14 protein-coding genes and 1 tRNA gene are annotated in these 15,528 nt (G+C 43.9%); 7 read left to right on the plus strand and 8 right to left on the minus strand.

Translation table 11 applies throughout. The features are described 5' to 3' along the window. Nucleotides 1-172: 172 nt before the first annotated feature. The 7 genes from KAH19_RS05425 to KAH19_RS05455 form a co-directional block, all read right to left on the minus strand. A tRNA-Gly gene (locus tag KAH19_RS05425) sits at nt 173-247 on the minus strand. A gap of 391 nt (nt 248-638) precedes the next feature. Next, a complete protein-coding gene (locus tag KAH19_RS05430; protein ID WP_210685420.1) occupies nt 639-1,394 on the minus strand; it encodes a ThiF family adenylyltransferase in 756 nt (251 codons plus the stop codon). Nucleotides 1,395-1,438: 44 nt separating this feature from the next. Next, a complete protein-coding gene (locus tag KAH19_RS05435) occupies nt 1,439-2,341 on the minus strand; it encodes an HlyD family secretion protein (RefSeq protein ID WP_210685421.1) in 903 nt (300 codons plus the stop codon). A 170-nt stretch (nt 2,342-2,511) separates the two neighbouring features. Next, complete coding sequence (locus tag KAH19_RS05440) at nt 2,512-3,042, minus strand: 2-oxoacid:acceptor oxidoreductase family protein (protein WP_210685422.1); 531 nt, start codon at nt 3,040-3,042, stop codon at nt 2,512-2,514. A gap of 2 nt (nt 3,043-3,044) precedes the next feature. Further along, entirely contained in the window at nt 3,045-3,881 is an 837-nt protein-coding gene (locus KAH19_RS05445) for a thiamine pyrophosphate-dependent enzyme (RefSeq protein ID WP_363186290.1), read from the minus strand. Between the two features lie 30 nt (nt 3,882-3,911). After that, nucleotides 3,912-5,051, minus strand: a complete 1,140-nt coding sequence (locus tag KAH19_RS05450; RefSeq protein ID WP_210685424.1) for a 2-oxoacid:acceptor oxidoreductase subunit alpha — start codon at nt 5,049-5,051, stop codon at nt 3,912-3,914. An 18-nt stretch (nt 5,052-5,069) separates the two neighbouring features. Continuing rightward, the gene (locus KAH19_RS05455) at nt 5,070-5,252 is read right to left on the minus strand and encodes a 4Fe-4S binding protein (protein WP_009146451.1); all 183 of its coding nucleotides are present in this window, start codon (nt 5,250-5,252) and stop codon (nt 5,070-5,072) included. 360 nt (nt 5,253-5,612) lie between these two features. On the opposite strand from KAH19_RS05455, the gene KAH19_RS05460 reads away from it, so the two are divergent. The 6 genes from KAH19_RS05460 (at nt 5,613) to KAH19_RS05485 (ending at nt 13,497) form a co-directional block, all read left to right on the plus strand. After that, nucleotides 5,613-6,509, plus strand: a complete 897-nt coding sequence (locus tag KAH19_RS05460) for a LysR family transcriptional regulator (RefSeq protein ID WP_210685425.1) — start codon at nt 5,613-5,615, stop codon at nt 6,507-6,509. Nucleotides 6,510-6,717: 208 nt separating this feature from the next. Further along, nucleotides 6,718-8,250 (plus strand): nitrogenase component 1, encoded by a 1,533-nt coding sequence (locus tag KAH19_RS05465; protein ID WP_210685426.1) that lies wholly within the window; start codon nt 6,718-6,720, stop codon nt 8,248-8,250. Between the two features lie 41 nt (nt 8,251-8,291). Then, complete coding sequence (locus KAH19_RS05470; protein WP_210685427.1) at nt 8,292-9,404, plus strand: ABC transporter substrate-binding protein; 1,113 nt, start codon at nt 8,292-8,294, stop codon at nt 9,402-9,404. Further along, on the plus strand, nt 9,404-10,429 hold the full coding sequence (locus KAH19_RS05475; protein ID WP_210685428.1) for an iron ABC transporter permease: 1,026 nt from the start codon (nt 9,404-9,406) through the stop codon (nt 10,427-10,429). Before KAH19_RS05470 ends, KAH19_RS05475 begins: the two co-directional genes overlap by 1 nt. Further along, complete coding sequence (locus tag KAH19_RS05480; protein WP_210685429.1) at nt 10,426-11,208, plus strand: ABC transporter ATP-binding protein; 783 nt, start codon at nt 10,426-10,428, stop codon at nt 11,206-11,208. Before KAH19_RS05475 ends, KAH19_RS05480 begins: the two co-directional genes overlap by 4 nt. Nucleotides 11,209-11,268: 60 nt before the next feature. Next, nucleotides 11,269-13,497 carry a TonB-dependent siderophore receptor gene (locus KAH19_RS05485; RefSeq protein ID WP_210685430.1) on the plus strand — a complete coding sequence of 743 codons (2,229 nt, stop codon included), beginning with the start codon at nt 11,269-11,271 and terminating at the stop codon, nt 13,495-13,497. A 123-nt stretch (nt 13,498-13,620) separates the two neighbouring features. On the opposite strand, the gene KAH19_RS05490 is transcribed toward KAH19_RS05485, so the two are convergent. Further along, entirely contained in the window at nt 13,621-14,529 is a 909-nt protein-coding gene (locus KAH19_RS05490) for a LysR family transcriptional regulator (RefSeq protein WP_210685431.1), read from the minus strand. A gap of 119 nt (nt 14,530-14,648) precedes the next feature. Between KAH19_RS05490 and KAH19_RS05495 the strand changes: the two genes are divergently transcribed. After that, nucleotides 14,649-15,446, plus strand: coding sequence for an MBL fold metallo-hydrolase (locus KAH19_RS05495; protein WP_210685432.1), 798 nt, complete (start codon nt 14,649-14,651; stop codon nt 15,444-15,446). The last annotated feature ends 82 nt before the right edge of the window (nt 15,447-15,528 follow it).

Below are 15,528 nucleotides of genomic sequence, written 5' to 3' on the forward strand. Positions count from 1 at the left end.
CTTCCGGTAATTTCTCGTCAGCCTTTGAGCATGAGGATAAGCACCGTATACATTGTCATTTTCAATACAACCTAAAAGTCTGGCGACAAGCAATAAATGCTTTGCCGTCAGACTTTTTTATGTGAGCGCAAAAAAAGCTCCAAGCCGAAGGCTTGAAGCTGATAAACGTAAATGGAGCGGGTAACGAGAATCGAACTCGCGACACTCAGCTTGGGAAGCTGATGTTCTACCGCTGAACTATACCCGCAGATAAAAATACCATAACGCTATTATATACTATAACAGGTAAAGTTGCAAGTATGAGGCAATGCTGAGGGCTTTGTGACGAGCAATTGTAGTTATCAGAAAAACTTTAAAATTTTTTCGAGAATACTGTATACAAAATACAAAAAAGTGCTATAATAGATAGCAGATGAGGGAAAAACCCCACAGGCTGTAAAAATACAGTATCAAAAAAATAAAAAGTGCGAATGCATGGAGGTGAGTTACTATGTTTAGTGCCGCTGGTGTTAGCTTAGTTTTCTTAGGCGTCCTGACTGTTATGTGCATTTTTGAATAATTGTAATGAGGGAACGCCTCTGACCACGCTTTGAGCTGTGGGCAGAGGCGTTTTTATTTTGCCTGTAATTCTGTTTTTGTTAAGCTAATCCCTTGCGGTGGCTGTCATCCCAGCCTACCAGGTCCTTGATGACTTCGGAGGCAATAATCAGTCCTGCTACCGAAGGTGTGAAGGCATTGCTGCCGGGCAGCGCACGGCGTTTGGGTGCTTCGGCGTGACATTCGCTTTCTATTTCCTCATTTATAGGTAAAAGCGGCAACTCCTGCGAATAAACAACCTTTAGTTTTTTTATGTTGTTTTTCTTCATAGCCTGGCGCATAACACGTGCCAAGGGGTCAACCTTGGTTTTATAGATATCTGCTACCTCAAACATGGCAGGATTAACCTTGTTGCCTGCTCCCATGCTACAGATAACCGGCACGCCTGCTGCCTTGGCTGCAAGTACGATAGCAATTTTTGCTGCCACAGTGTCTACGGCATCGACAACGTAATCATATTGCGAGAAATCAAATTCGTGCTGATTTTCCGGCAAAAAGAAGCATTGGCGGCAATTTACTTTGGCATCGGGATTGATGCTTGCAATACGGTTGGCCATGACTTCAACTTTAGGCTGGCCGACAGTATCAAGAGTAGCGATAATCTGACGATTGAGATTGGTGAGGGCAACGGTATCGTTATCAATGAGGTCAAAGCTGCCGACGCCGCTACGGGCGAGTGCTTCAACTGTATAACCGCCTACACCGCCGATACCGAAAACAGCGACATGGGCATTTTGCAGACGCGTAATTGCTTCACTGCCGAAAAGCAGCTCTGTGCGTGAAAACTGGTTAAGCATATGAATCTCCTTGCGTAAAATTTCTTGTTTTGGATATTGGCAGCTTAAGCTGCTAAGCTGATTTCAGCATTAGCGCCGTCCTTAAGATCCTCGGGCTTCTGGTCTGAAGTAACAGTGATTTTAGTGCCGTCAATGCTGCTTATCTTACCGCTGAATGGTGCTGGGTTTTCTTTGGCTTTGATGTTTACCGGCATTCCTGCCTTAAGTTCCTTGGCCTGCGCTGCGCTGACGTTCAGCGTTATACTGCAGCTGTCGACAGCCTTGATGTGCAGGATTACCTGATCCTTTTGTACGGTAGCGTTGTTGGCAGCCTGCAAATCGGTAATGATGCCGGTGCAGGGACTGTTGCCTTCATTTTTCTCTTGCTGTGCTATTGCAGCGGCTTGCTGTGCCTTGAGCTGTACAATGAGCTTTTGCTGCGCCTCAATTTCTGCCGGAGAAGCGGGTTTGAAGCTGACGCTTACGCTGCTTGCTGCCTGCAGCTGCGCGATAGCACGCTGCAGCTCGTCCTGGGCAGCCTGCGCCTGGTTGCGTGAAACTGCGCCCTGTGCCAGCAGGCTGTTCATCTTAGCGGCCTTTTGCTGTGCCGCCGCTACGTTGGCCTGCGCCAGAGAGGTGTCAGCAATCGGTGCTGCCGTCGGTGTGCCCTGCTGCATACGCTTTAAATCTGCTTCGGCCTTGGCAACCTGCGTTGCCAGGTCCTTAACCTGCTTATCTAGCTTTGCGTCACCGATAGCAAAAAGCGGCTGGCCCTTGCTGATGCGCTCGCCCTTTTCACTGATAAGACCTATGAGCTTGCCTGCTGTCGGAGCCTTGACTGCATAGGTGGGGATACTGATTGTGCCGCTGCCAAGACTGCCTTCCGTTTTTTGCAGACTGCAGCCGCTCAGGCTGAAGGCTGTGAGGCAGACGGCTGCCATACAACATAATATTTTTAATATCTTCATAGTAGATTCCTCGTTTCCTTGAAGTTAAAAGCCTATTGTACTTGTATATTATAGCGTAAGTTTGTGGCATTTGCATGACATTTTGCATAATTAGCCAGCTAAAAATTAAGAAGCTGCTGCCTCCGGCGTGAATGCCGAAAGCAACAGCTTTAATTGTTATAGGTCAGATTTTATTTTTCAATCAGTGCCATACCAGCTTCGAGAGCCTTGGTATTAGCTTCTTCGGTTCCTTTCGGAACGCGGTTCAGCACAGCTTTGAGAATTGCTTCTTTGGAAACGCATTTGGTGAGTGCAACAACTGCGCCCAGAGCAACGATGTTTGCAAACAGTGTCTTGCCGCAAACAGTGTTGGCAGTGTGGGTGATAGGCAGGTCAACGCGGTTGCCGTACTTGCCGGGAACATCAGTTACGAAAAGAGTATCGGTAATAACGGTGGTGTGCTCATCGCAGTCGGCAATGAATTTGTTGGCAGCCTCCTGGCTCATTACCAGCAGAGTATCCGGGCAGATAACACGGCTGAAATAAATGGGTTCGTCGCTGATGATAGCCTCGGCCTTGGAGGAGCCGCCGCGGGCTTCCGGACCGTAGGATTGGGATTGTACAGCCAGCTTGTCGTCTAAGAGGGCAGCTTCGGCTAAAATAATACCAGCAGTGATCAGGCCCTGACCACCGGTACCGGAGAAACGAAAGCTATGTCTCATAATTATTTACCCTCCTGTGCACGTTGAATAATTTGGTCATATGCCTTGGTGTATTCCATAACGTCATTGTTTTCATAGAGAACGCCGATGGGGAATTTGCCGGCAGCGATTGCTTCTGCCTTTTTATCTTCATCCATGCGGTCCCAAACAGCCTTCATAACGCCATGGTCACGCTGCCAAGCCATCATTTGAGCAGGTCCGCCCATTTTGTTCTGACGGCCGAAGGAAATCGGGCAGGCGCTGACAGCTTCGATGATAGAGAAGCCCTTGTGAGCAATACCTTTAGCGATAACATCAACCAGTACGGGAACATGGTAGGTGGTTGCGCGTGCTACATAGGTTGCGCCGGCAGCCTTTGCCAAATCGAGCAGGTTGAAGCTTGGTTCAACAGTGTAGTACGGAGCGGTGGTTGCTTTGGAATGAATCGGGGTCATAGGAGAATATTGACCGCCGGTCATGCCGTAAATGCTGTTGTTGAAAACAACAAGAGTTAAATCGATATTGCGGCGTGCTGCATGAATCAGGTGGTTGCCGCCGATAGCGGTGCAGTCACCGTCACCGCTGCAAACGATAACGTTCAGTGCAGGGTTAGCCATTTTTACACCGGTAGCAATCGGCAGAGCACGGCCGTGCAGAGTGTTGGCGGTGTTGAAGTCCAGATAACCGGAGGAACGGCTGGAGCAGCCGATACCGCTGATTACTGCAACGTCGTCTTTTTCCAGACCTTGCTTATCAATTGCTTTTACAATGGCGCCGGTGATAACGCCGTTGCCGCAGCCGGGGCACCAGATGTGAGGCAGACGGCCCGGGCGGAAATATTTATTGATTAAATTTTCCATTTCACTCATCGTTTTTTCTCCTCTCATCCGTTAGGCCATAGCCTTTTTGATTTCAGCTAACAGTTCTGCCGGAGTAGCAGATTCGTTATCGTATTTAGCGTACAGGCTTACAGGAACCTTGCCTGCTACCGCACGTTCAACTTCCAGAACGTACTGGCCGCAGTTCAGCTCGTGTACGAGGATGCCTTTAACCTTGCCTGCCAGCTCCTGCATTTGCTTTTCGGCAAACGGCCAGATGGTAATCGGGCGGACGAAGCCAACCTTCAGACCTTCCTTGCGTGCCATGTCAACTGCTTCATAAGCAGTACGGGCAGCACCGCCGAAGGCTACAACAGCAAATTCGGCATCTTCCATACGATAGTTTTCTACTTGTACGATGTCGTCTAAGTTATCTTCTAATTTAGTGCGCAGACGGTCCTGAGAGGTGCGGGTTGCTTCGCCGGTGCCTTTCGGGAAACCGGTTTCGTCATGTACCAGACCGGATACGTGCCAACGGTAACCGCTGCCGAAGTCTGCCATAGCAGGAACCTTGGAGCCTTCCTCGCAGCCGTAAGCCAGATAATCTTCGGGTGCGCAGGTCGGGCGCTTGCGTTCTGCCTGCGGAATTTCATCATAGGTGTCGGGAAGCTCGATTTTCTCGCGCATATGGCCGATAACCTCGTCCATCAGGAGAATAACCGGGCAACGATATTTTTCGCTCAATGCTACTGCACGCAAAGTCAAGTCGAAGCATTCGGGAACACTGGACGGAGAAACGGTAATCAGCCAGTGGTCACCGTGGGTGCCCCAACGGGTTTGCATAACCTCGCCCTGTGCGGGGGAGGTCGGTTGGCCGGTAGCGGGGCCTACACGTTGTACGTTAACGATAACGCAGGGGATTTCGGCGCTGCAGGCGAGGCCGAGCATTTCCTGTTTCAGGGAGAAGCCCGGGCCGCTGGTTGCGGTCATAGCCTTTTTACCGGCCATAGATGCACCGATAACAGTGCCGAGACCGGCGATTTCATCTTCAGTCTGCATAAATTTACCGCCAACCTGCGGCAGACGCAGAGCTAATTGTTCAGCAATTTCGGTAGAAGGGGTGATCGGATAACCGCCGTAAAATTTTACACCGGCAGCAATCGCACCCTCAACAACCGCTTGGTTACCTTGTAACAGCAGGATTCTTGACATGGGTTACCTCACTCCTTTTTATTTATCTACAAAGATGGCATAGTCGGGGCAACGCATTTCGCATTGTCCGCATTTGATGCAATTTTCTTCAGCAACGGCTTCGACTTTGCCGACTTCGCTGACTGCCAGAACTTTTTTCGGGCAGAAGGCCGCACAAATACCACAGCCCTTGCAACGCTTAGTAATTATTTTTAAGCTCATATGGTCTCCTCCTTATGATACCTTGTTTAAAATAACAGCATGCGATAGCTTCACCTTATATTATATCAAAAATAGCATTTTATGAAAGTGCTTTTGAAAGCTTTTCACAAATTATCTTTTACTACATAATGAATAAATTCTATAATGTTTTGTAGAGTAAAAAAGATAGTATTATTGTAACTTTAAGTGTGGTTATGGAAAAAACGACAGTATTTCGTACATGATAAAATGAGCAGCTGCCTTGGTGTTAGGCAACTGCTGTTGTTATATATGAGGAAAGACTGTATAATATAAATAACGCAATAAATAGCTTGTTACTATAAATTTTTTGATGAGTGCTGGTATCGTTTTGGAGGAAGTATGGACTTACGTTATATTAATACCTTTCACACCATTGTGGAGGCAGGAGGCTTTAATAAGGCTGCCGAAAAATTATGCTATACGCAGTCAACTATTACATTTCATGTAAGTCAGCTGGAGAAGGAGCTTGGTGTGCAGCTTTTTGAAAAGGCTGGCAGACATATGGTTTTGACTAAGGCAGGACAGGAATTGGTGCCTTATGTAGAAAATGTGCTGCAGTCTGTAAACAATATGAAAAGCTTTCGCAGTGTTATTGAAGAGTGCCAGGGGGATATACGTATTGCTGCGCCGGAATCTCTTCTGTGCTTTCATATGCCGAAGATTTTGCGCGAATTTCGTAAACAGGCGCCTCGTGTGCATATTTACCTTGACTCTATGACCAGTACCTCGGTGTATAGGGCCATAAGAGAAAATAAAACTGATATTGGTATTTTTTATGATTTGCCTGTAGATGATGCTACGATAAAGGTTGTACCATATAAAGATTTTGATTTTGTGATGTTTGCTTCGCCAAAAATTAAAAAGCTATATAGCGATTTTATTACGCCTAATCAGGATTTCAGATCGTTAGCACGTATTTGCCAGCCTGCCGTAGGCAGGGTGCGTAAAAGATTCGATGAATATATCAAAAGCAAAAATTTTACTATGGGACCGACGATAGAAATTCGCGGTACACAGACGATAAAAAATTTAGTGAAAAATGATATGGGTATATGTTTTTTGCCCAAGTTTACTATTCAAGAGGAATTGGATAAGGATGTGTTGGTAGAAATTCCTATAGATAAAAAGTTTGAGCCGATCCATGCGGTATATGCCTATCGTAAAGATAAGTGGCTTAGTCCGCCATTGAAATTATTTTTTCAGCTGTTGGAACAATATAAAAGCTTGGAAGATTGACAGTTTAATTCTTTTGAAGAAACAGAGCCTTGGTTCAATATCATTGAATCAAGGCTTTAGTAACATCAATTATTATTAACAATGCAAATGTGATAGAATATTAATAGAAAATAGCACGAAAGAAGTGAAAGTAATGAAGCCAATCAAGACTATGGAGTTTAATATGCCAAAACCTCCCTCTGATGTTTTGTGGCAGAGAAAAGACATAATGTTAGTTGCCGCCGGTTCCGGTCCATGCTTGCGGGAACTTTATTATCGTGCCGTAGAGCAGGGAAAGCTGCAGCAGCTTATGTTTTGCCATACAACAGATGATGATTATACTATGGGAACTGCCGAAGAAAAAATTACGCGCGTTATAAAACGGGCTGCAGCGGTGCATGGTGTACAGGTTGTGGTATTGTATTTGAACTGTCTGGATATATTGACAAGACTTGATTTTGATTATCTGGAGAGCAGTCTTTCTGAAGCAACCGGTGTTATGGTACGTTACTTCTTTCGTGGACCGTTGGGAAAGATGGACATAAGGCATTTTAAGCCTGTTTACGAGTTTATGGCTGAACTGCCAGAGGAAAATGGTTGCATAAGTCATAACCTGTATCAGCTGCCGCCTTTAGCTACTGATGTTGCCGGTGTTATAGACACATTGCCTGCAAATGAGGCGAAGGTATTGGTAGCGCCCAGCGGTTGCCGGGCTTGTCTGCGCGATGGTGATTTACTGGAGCAAACGCAGGGAGTGTATACTCTGGAAACAAAAAAGCAGGATTTTATTTATGGTATAGAAGATAATTGTGTTAAGCAGTGCAGGGAGCTGATGTCAGACGGAAAATATAAATCGTTGAATCTTATCAGTTCTGCAGTAGCAGCTTTTATTGGCTTTGATGGCAATTGGGTGGCAAATTCAATGGAAAATAATTTGAAAACACGAAGCTTTAATATAGATGGATTTAATGATGCTGTATATGGCGTAAGCTGTGCGCAGGAGCTTTTAGTGGAGGAAGAGCAGGAGCTATATGTAAAACCTGCTCGTGAGATACTTATTCTAGGATATAGTCCTCTTCTCTGTGGTGAAAGAGAGCAGTATGCGGAATGTTTTGCCTATATTAGAAGTATAGGCTATGAGCCACGGTTTGTTGGCGAAAAAGCTGCCGGCAAACCTGCTTTATGTTGGGTAGTATCAACTGCCGGTATACCGGCTGCGCGTGTGCTGAACGAAAAATATGCTGTACCGCTGCTGCTGTCATGTCCGGTAGGAGAACATGCTATGAAGATGTGGCGGAAAAATGTGCAGGAGCTGTGCAAGTCTGAAAATAGTGAGATACGCCAGCTATGCATTCATAACTACAGCATACAGGAAACAGATAAACGCAAGCTGTTATTTATAGGCGATCCCATGCAGACGATGGGATTGGCACATGCGCTTTGGCATGAAGGCTTTCATCATATACAGTTGGCCACGCTGTGTACCGGTGTAGCCAGCCGTAATTTATACCGTAATACTCCAGGTGCTGATAAGTGGCTGATTATTATAGACAGCTTAACAGCGTTACAGGATTTGTGGGAGGATGCAGATATCGTATTTGCCGATACGTTGTTAGCTGATGTAATGAGTTCTATTGGGGCTGAGACGAAAAAGCATGTACCGTTGTCCTGGGGTGTTATTTCCGGCCGCAGTGCTTGCACTGCCGGCAGTGGTGCTTTAGGCAAGAATATAGCTGAGCAGCTTAAGCTGTTGGTAAAATAAAATTTGAGTATGAGGTTGAGTGAAGTGAAAGGAGCTTTTCTATGAAAAACTGGAAAAAATTGACTGCTACTGCGTTGGCGGCGTTAGCTTTGGTGGGAGCGTTAGCAGGTTGCGGTAATAATGCCGATAAAAAGGCAGATACTAAGCAGGCAACAAAAATAGTTACGGATTTGAAGGGCAGAGAGGTAAGCGTGCCGCAGAATGTGAAGCGTATTGCTGTTGTGCCTATTCCTTGGGCTAGTGTTATTTATGCCATCGACGGAAGCTCTGAGCGTTTGGCGGCAATTCATGCCGGGGCGATGTCAGCTTATACAGGTAAATTTTTGGAAACAAAGGATAAGCATTTTGCGCAGTTAGATACTAAAATTATTGCGCAGAACTTTTCTGTTAACATTGAAAGTGCAGCTCAGGCCGGAATTGATACTGCTATTTTGTGGCAATATCAGGATAAGGATGCCGAAAAACTGACTAAGGTTGGGATTCCGACATTACTGATTTACAATGACACCGTAGAAAATCTGAAGAAAAGCTTTTTAATTATTGGCAAGCTTTTGGGCAAAGAAGAACGTGCTGCAAAGATTAACCAATATTACGATGCAACTAATGAAAAAATTATTGCTAAAAAAGCATGGGAAAAGACGGATAAGCCGACTGTTTTATTCCTGCGTAATGCTAAACTGCGTTTACAGGGCAATGATAATTTCATCCATGAAGCAATCCGTATTGGCGGCGGAGAAAATCCCTATGAACAGATTGCGTTAAGTGGTGGCAGTGAGCAGACCATCGCTATGGAAGAGGTATATAAGCTGAATCCGGATATTATTTTGCTGAGCAACTTTGATAAATTTGTGCCTGATGATTTGTATGATAACAAAATTCCCGGTCAGGATTGGAGTACAGTGAAAGCAGTTAAGGAAAAACGCGTGTATAAGGTGCCTATGGGCATTTACCGTTGGGATGCTCCGGGCGTAGAAACACCGCTCATGATGGAATGGCTGGCGCATGTGCTGCAGCCTGAATTATTCAAGGATCTGGATGTGCGTGCAGATGCAAAAAAATTCTATGAGGATTTTATGCATTACAATATTTCTGAAGCAGATATGGCGCAAATTTTTGCTGATGAAGCTAATAAAAACAGTAAGCCGTTATTCTGATGCAGATAGAAGCTAGCAAATCAAATTATGCGGTAATCATGCTTATCTTCAGCATGTTACTGTTATTGATGGTAGTACTGAGCCTAGGAATGGGACGCCTTTACATTGCGCCTATGGATGTCTTTAAAATCTTGTGCTCTTATGTTGTGCCTGTAGAGCAAAGCTGGAGTGATCAGGCGGCGAGCGTTATTTATACGCTGCGTCTGCCGCGTGTGCTGGCAGCAATTTTGATTGGTGCGGCATTGTCGCTTTCCGGCGCTGCTTATCAGAGTGTTTTTAAAAATCCGCTTGTAGCGCCGGATATGCTGGGTGTATCATCAGGAGCCTGCGTTGGTGCTTCGCTTTGCATATTGTTTGGCTTAGGCAGTACCTTTATCCAGCTGGGAGCCTTCGCCGGTGGTATGCTTGCCGTAGGCTGCGCTGTTATTATTCCGCGTATTATCGGTAAAAATTCGATAGTTATGCTTGTTTTGTCCGGCCTTATCGTTTCCGGTCTGATGAATGCTTTGCTGGGTATTATAAAATACCTTGCAGACAGCGAAACACAACTGCCGGAAATCACCTATTGGCAGCTAGGCTCTCTTGTTAGCGTAACCTGGGCTAATATTTTTTCCAGCGGAATACCTATTGTATTTTGTCTTGTGTTTATGTTGGTCATTCGTTGGCGTATGAATATCCTGACGCTTTCCGATGAAGAGGTACATATGCTGGGACGTGATGCCGGCTGGCTGCGCTATGCGATTATCCTGTGTGCGACTGTTCTTACAGCCTGCTCTGTTTGCATTAGCGGTACTATCGGTTGGGTTGGTCTTGTTATTCCGCATTTTTCTAGAATGCTTGTCGGCCCTAACAACCAACGCCTGCTGCCGTTAGCTATTGTTTTGGGAGCATTTTTCCTGTTGGCTGTTGATACGATTTCACGTGCGTCGATGAGTGCGGAGATTCCCTTGAGTATTCTTACCGGTCTGATCGGTGCTCCGTTTTACTTTTATCTCTTGTTAAGACAAAGGTTGGCGTTATCATGAAATTAATTGTAAATAATTTAGCATTTGCCTATAATGAACAGTCACCTTTATGGCAGAACGTCAGCTTTACGCTCAACAAGGGTGAGGTTATGACGATTCTAGGCAGTAACGGTATTGGTAAAACAACACTGTTGCGTACGTTAATAGGATTTTTTAAGCCATTAGCCGGTGGCAGTGTACGTCTTATTACGGACGAGGGCGATGAATATACGCCTTACGAAAATCAGAAAGAGTTTACTGCCCAAATCGGTTATGTGCCCCAGGTACAAAATACTGCTTACTCGTTTCTGGTGCGTGATTATGTTGTTATGGGAAGAGCGCCGCATCTTGGTGTCTTTACTAAGCCTAAACAAAAGGATTACGAGTTGACTGATGAGGTATTGAATGATTTAGGCATTTATCATTTGCGTAACCGTTCCTTCAATACTTTGAGCGGCGGACAGCAACGTCAGGCAGTTATTGCCCGTGCTATTGTGCAGCAGCCGCAGCTGGTTATTATGGATGAACCGACAAATCATCTTGATTACGGTAATCAGTTCCGCGTACTGCAAATGGTACAGAAGCTGTCACAAAGAGGGATAGCTGTTATTTTAACAACGCATATGCCTGACCAGGCTTTTTATCTGGGCAGTAAGACGGCGATTTTAAAGCCCGACGGACTTGAGGTTGGCGATGTGCGAGATGTGTTAACAGAGTCGGCGTTAGAGGAAATTTATAAGCTGAAAATAAAGCTGCTGTATTTGCCGGAGCAGCAAAGAACTATTTGTGTTCCCTACTAGCTTGTTATTTCACTCTCACATATAAAATTTATAAAGTTGATGATTAAGAGGTGTATCAGAATGTCTAAGAGAAAAAAATTGCTTTTAAGCAGTATCATGTGCTCACTTATTCTTGGCGTAAGTGCAGCTCCTGTAAGCGCAGAAACCATTGAAACGTTCAATCTGGATGAGATGGTTGTTGAAAGCTCTCGTAACCACAAAACTCCGTTGCCCGGTGGCTTTAACAATGATTCCTCCAGAGTAGGTCTTTTAGGTGAAACAGAGGTTATCAAGGCACCATTCACTGTCCAAAGTATTACTGAGGATACTGTAAGTAAGATGGCCATGCCTAATCAGGATTTAGATACTGTTCTTTCCAATGTGCCTGCAATTCGCACAGGTACTTCTCCGATTAAAACGGATTTTTCTATCCGTGGTGTTTGTACGAATGCCGCTTCTTATTATGTAAATAATATCCCTGGTTTCTTTATTATGGCTACTGGTCCTATAACACATACTGTAGGTAGTATTGATGCTTTAATTGGTCCTGCTTCTACTATCAATGGTTCCACTCCCTCTTATCAAGCTGGTCCATTAACTGGTGCAACTCCGGGTGCTATTTATTTGAACACCAAACGTGCCGGTGAGGATGATTTCATCAAATATACGCAGACCTTTGGTGGTTATGGCGATTACGGCGAATATCTTGATGTAAGCCAACGCTTTGGCAAGGACCGTAATATTGGTTTAAGAATTTATGGCCAATATGATGATGGCGGTTTGGCTATTTCCGGTGCAGGCCAGCGCAAGAAGAATTTATTTGCTAACATCAGCTATGAAGGCGAGACGACTAAAACCAACGTTTTTGGCGGTTATTATGACCAGAAGCTTATGGGTACAGAACGTCGTTTCTTATTGACGGGAGATCCAACAAAAATTCCTGATGCTCCGGATGCTAGCAAGAGCTTTGACGATCCTAGCTTGATGCATCAGGATACCAATGGTTATATGCTGACACTCAATCATCAGAAAAAATTGGGTGAGCATCTAAACTGGTTTGTTAATGCTGGTGCTAACCAATCTGTTATGCGTCGCTATATTTACGATGGTGAAGTCGACATTTTTGATAATGGCGATATAGATCCTAAAACTGCGGTGTGGTCTGACTATATTCATATTCGTAACCAGTATTTGCAGACTGGCTTAAAGGGCGATTTTATGACAGGCATGGCTAAGCACAATGTTGCCGTATCTGTAGATCGCTTTCATCGTAAAATGTATAAAAAAGGCGTTGATACTATAAATCCATCAACTGGAAAAGCTGATGGTAGTTTTGAAGGCAATATTTATACTGGAGTGATTTTTAGACCGTGGATTTATAACGGTGATATATCTTCTACATTAACGAAAAACCTTCAACATGAGGAAACAGACGTAAGTTTGAACTTTATGGACAAGGTTGAAATTGGCAAACTGACATTGCTTGCTTCTGCTTCTCGTCGTCATGGTGATTATGTACGTGGTACAACCAAGAATCAGCAGAAAAATAATGTTAAAGATAATAATTGGGCAACAACCTTTGGCTTATCCTATGCACCGACTGATGATTTATCAATTTATGCAGCTAAAGCAAATTCAAGAAACCGTGGTACAGCAGTTGTTGCATCTGGTAAGAAAAATTATGAGAATGATGGCGAAATCTTACCGTCTGTTCGTAATAGCAATGCTGAAGTTGGTGTAAAATATAAAGCAAATGATAATCTGATGATGACATTGGCATATTTTGACATGAAACAACCTCAGACTATTGATGTAAAGGATGCTGCTGGCAAGTTGTGGCTGACTAATAATGGTTTAAACCGTTATAAGGGCGTTGATTTTAGCTTGAATGCCTCTTTTGCTGATAAATGGAATGCTTTTGGTGGTTTTGAATGGCTTGATGCACGCCAAGAAAAAACAGCTAACGGAAAATATGATGGTTGTCATGTAATGGGTTCGGCTGAGTGGAGCAGCGTTTGGGGCTTGGAATACAAGCCTGATGAAGACACTAGCTTTACCGGAAGACTGAGCTATGTTGGGGTTGGCAAATATGTAAAGGGCAATAAAGAAGAGCTGGATATTCCTTCTCATGTTACTCTGGACCTGTTTGCAAGCCATAAAGCTAAAATTAATGGTACACCTGTTAAATTTATTGCAGCTTGCTACAATGTTGCTAATGATAGTCATTGGATTGCGCAAGCTGGTCAGAACAATAAATTCATGCTCAACATGCCGCGTTCCTTCATGCTTTCCGCAGAGTTTGAATTTTAATTAAGCTCATCATACTTAACTCCATCTCATATACGAAAACAGCAGCTAAAACACTTCAGTGTTGCAGCTGCTGTTTTTTTCTTGTTCAATTTTTCAGGTGTGCAATTTCATTATACAATGAGGTTACAAAATAATTTTATCTTTGTTGTGTACTGGCAGCCATGCCAATAAAAAATTTTGCAAATCACGGCACACCTTGCGCGGCAGAGTATTTTTTAGACTTGCAATATACATGTTCTGACCGCTTACTTCAGCATCGAGCATCTTCCATCTGATATCAGGATGTCTTTGCATTGCAGCAATGTAGTCATAGCCTAGATAGATTACGTTGCTTTCCTTTACTAAATCCAGAGCAACGTCAATATCGGTGATTTCCGCAAAAATATCTACATTCAGACCATTACCAAGAATATATTTTTCCATATTGTCGCGAAAACAACGGAAGGATCTGCCTTTACTGATGATTTTTTGATTATGAAGATCCTGATAGCTGAGTCTTTCTTTAGCAGCTAAAGGGTGGTCAGCAGAAAGTGCTATGCAATAATGCGTATAAAATATGGGTGTAAGTGTAAAATTTGTGTTGTCCAACGGATCTGTAGTAATAGCGAAATCTGCATTGCGAGCAAGTAAGGCGTTGAGAGCGGCCTCATCGGTGCTTTCGATAATGCTGAGAATAATATTCGGATATATTTTGCGAAAGTCAAAGAAAAATTCTGCTGTTAAATATTTTACGATGTTATCAAGCGCGTAGATGGTGATAACATTTTCCTTTTGCTTTGCCAAGGTGTTCAGGCCTGTTATGTAGTTATATTCATCGAGCAACTTTTTGGCATGGGGAAATAATGCCTCGGCAAAATCCGTTGGCTCTAAGCCTTTGGATGAGCGCAAGAATAAGTCTGCGCCTAATTCCTGCTCCAGCTCACGAATTGTTTTACTTATTCCTTGGCGAGACACGAAAAGCTTTTCTGCTGCTCGCTGGATATTTTTTGTTGCATAGGCTGTGATAAAATATTGTAATTGCTTTGACTGCATTTTTTTCACCTCAATCTTATTTTACCGCAACTAATTGGTTGCGGTAAAGAACTAAGTTTTTTCTTTTGCAGCAGTGACTTTACGTCTATAATGAAATAAAAACTTATTGGAGGAACAAAATGAAAATCAAGCAAATTCGCAGTGCGACGAATAAAATTTTTTATGGTGGCAAAACTTTTCTTTTAGATCCTTGGCTTGTGGAGCAATATGGTTTAGGCTGTTTTGACAGTATTCCGGGAAATCCTTACATGCCTGTTGATCAGGTAAAGGCGAAAATACCAATGCCGCTTTTTGCTTTGCCGGAAACGGTAGAAAGCATTTTGAGTGGAGTAGATGCTTATATTGTAACGCATCTGCACCCTGATCATATAGATATCAATATGCAGAAGGGCACTTTTGGTGATGTTTTGGAGCATGATAAGCCAATTTTTGTGCAAAATGAAGATGATGCACAGGTCTTAAAAGCTTCAGGTTTTCAGGATGTACGTATCCTGAAAAATGATGGGGTTAAGTTTGCAGATATAACCTTATATAAAACGTCCGCTATGCATGGCACGATAAAGCCATCGTCTGATGCTTGTGGTGTAGTGTTTAAAGCAGAGCAGGAAAAAGTTTTATACGTTGCCGGAGATACGATTTGGTTTGATGGTGTTCGTAAAACTTTGGCAAATTATCAGCCGGAAGTAATTATGCTTAATGCCTGCGCTGCGGAGCTGCGTGCTTATGGCAGGCTGATAATGAATGATGAAGATGTGGATTGCGTACATCAGACATTGCCGGAAGCAAAGCTGTATCTGACACATTTCGATAATGTTGCTCATGCTTCGATTACACGTAGCCAAATGCGAGGTGCGCTTGTACGTCGTGGTGTTGATAATTATGTGATTCCGGAAGACGGGGAAACAGTGATATATTAAAGTAAGACAAAAATAAGCAGCTGCCTTGGCGTGAGTCAGGGCCGCTGTTTTCTTTTGCGCTTGACTTCGACCGGACTCCAGG

The sequence above is a fragment of the Phascolarctobacterium sp. Marseille-Q4147 genome, assembly GCF_017968825.1.
Lineage (GTDB): Bacteria > Bacillota > Negativicutes > Acidaminococcales > Acidaminococcaceae > Phascolarctobacterium_A.

Excerpts from the sequence above, each read along its gene's own strand:
- KAH19_RS05430 (WP_210685420.1), bottom strand. The coding sequence starts at position 1,394 with ATGCTTAACCAGTTTTCACGCACAGAGCTGCTTTTCGGCAGTGAAGCA.
- KAH19_RS05435 (WP_210685421.1), bottom strand. The coding sequence starts at position 2,341 with ATGAAGATATTAAAAATATTATGTTGTATGGCAGCCGTCTGCCTCACA.
- KAH19_RS05440 (WP_210685422.1), bottom strand. The coding sequence starts at position 3,042 with ATGAGACATAGCTTTCGTTTCTCCGGTACCGGTGGTCAGGGCCTGATC.
- KAH19_RS05445 (WP_363186290.1), bottom strand. The coding sequence starts at position 3,881 with ATGGAAAATTTAATCAATAAATATTTCCGCCCGGGCCGTCTGCCTCAC.
- KAH19_RS05450 (WP_210685424.1), bottom strand. The coding sequence starts at position 5,051 with ATGTCAAGAATCCTGCTGTTACAAGGTAACCAAGCGGTTGTTGAGGGT.
- KAH19_RS05455 (WP_009146451.1), bottom strand. The coding sequence starts at position 5,252 with ATGAGCTTAAAAATAATTACTAAGCGTTGCAAGGGCTGTGGTATTTGT.
- KAH19_RS05460 (WP_210685425.1), top strand. The coding sequence starts at position 5,613 with ATGGACTTACGTTATATTAATACCTTTCACACCATTGTGGAGGCAGGA.
- KAH19_RS05465 (WP_210685426.1), top strand. The coding sequence starts at position 6,718 with ATGTTAGTTGCCGCCGGTTCCGGTCCATGCTTGCGGGAACTTTATTAT.
- KAH19_RS05470 (WP_210685427.1), top strand. The coding sequence starts at position 8,292 with ATGAAAAACTGGAAAAAATTGACTGCTACTGCGTTGGCGGCGTTAGCT.
- KAH19_RS05475 (WP_210685428.1), top strand. The coding sequence starts at position 9,404 with ATGCAGATAGAAGCTAGCAAATCAAATTATGCGGTAATCATGCTTATC.
- KAH19_RS05480 (WP_210685429.1), top strand. The coding sequence starts at position 10,426 with ATGAAATTAATTGTAAATAATTTAGCATTTGCCTATAATGAACAGTCA.
- KAH19_RS05485 (WP_210685430.1), top strand. The coding sequence starts at position 11,269 with ATGTCTAAGAGAAAAAAATTGCTTTTAAGCAGTATCATGTGCTCACTT.
- KAH19_RS05490 (WP_210685431.1), bottom strand. The coding sequence starts at position 14,529 with ATGCAGTCAAAGCAATTACAATATTTTATCACAGCCTATGCAACAAAA.
- KAH19_RS05495 (WP_210685432.1), top strand. The coding sequence starts at position 14,649 with ATGAAAATCAAGCAAATTCGCAGTGCGACGAATAAAATTTTTTATGGT.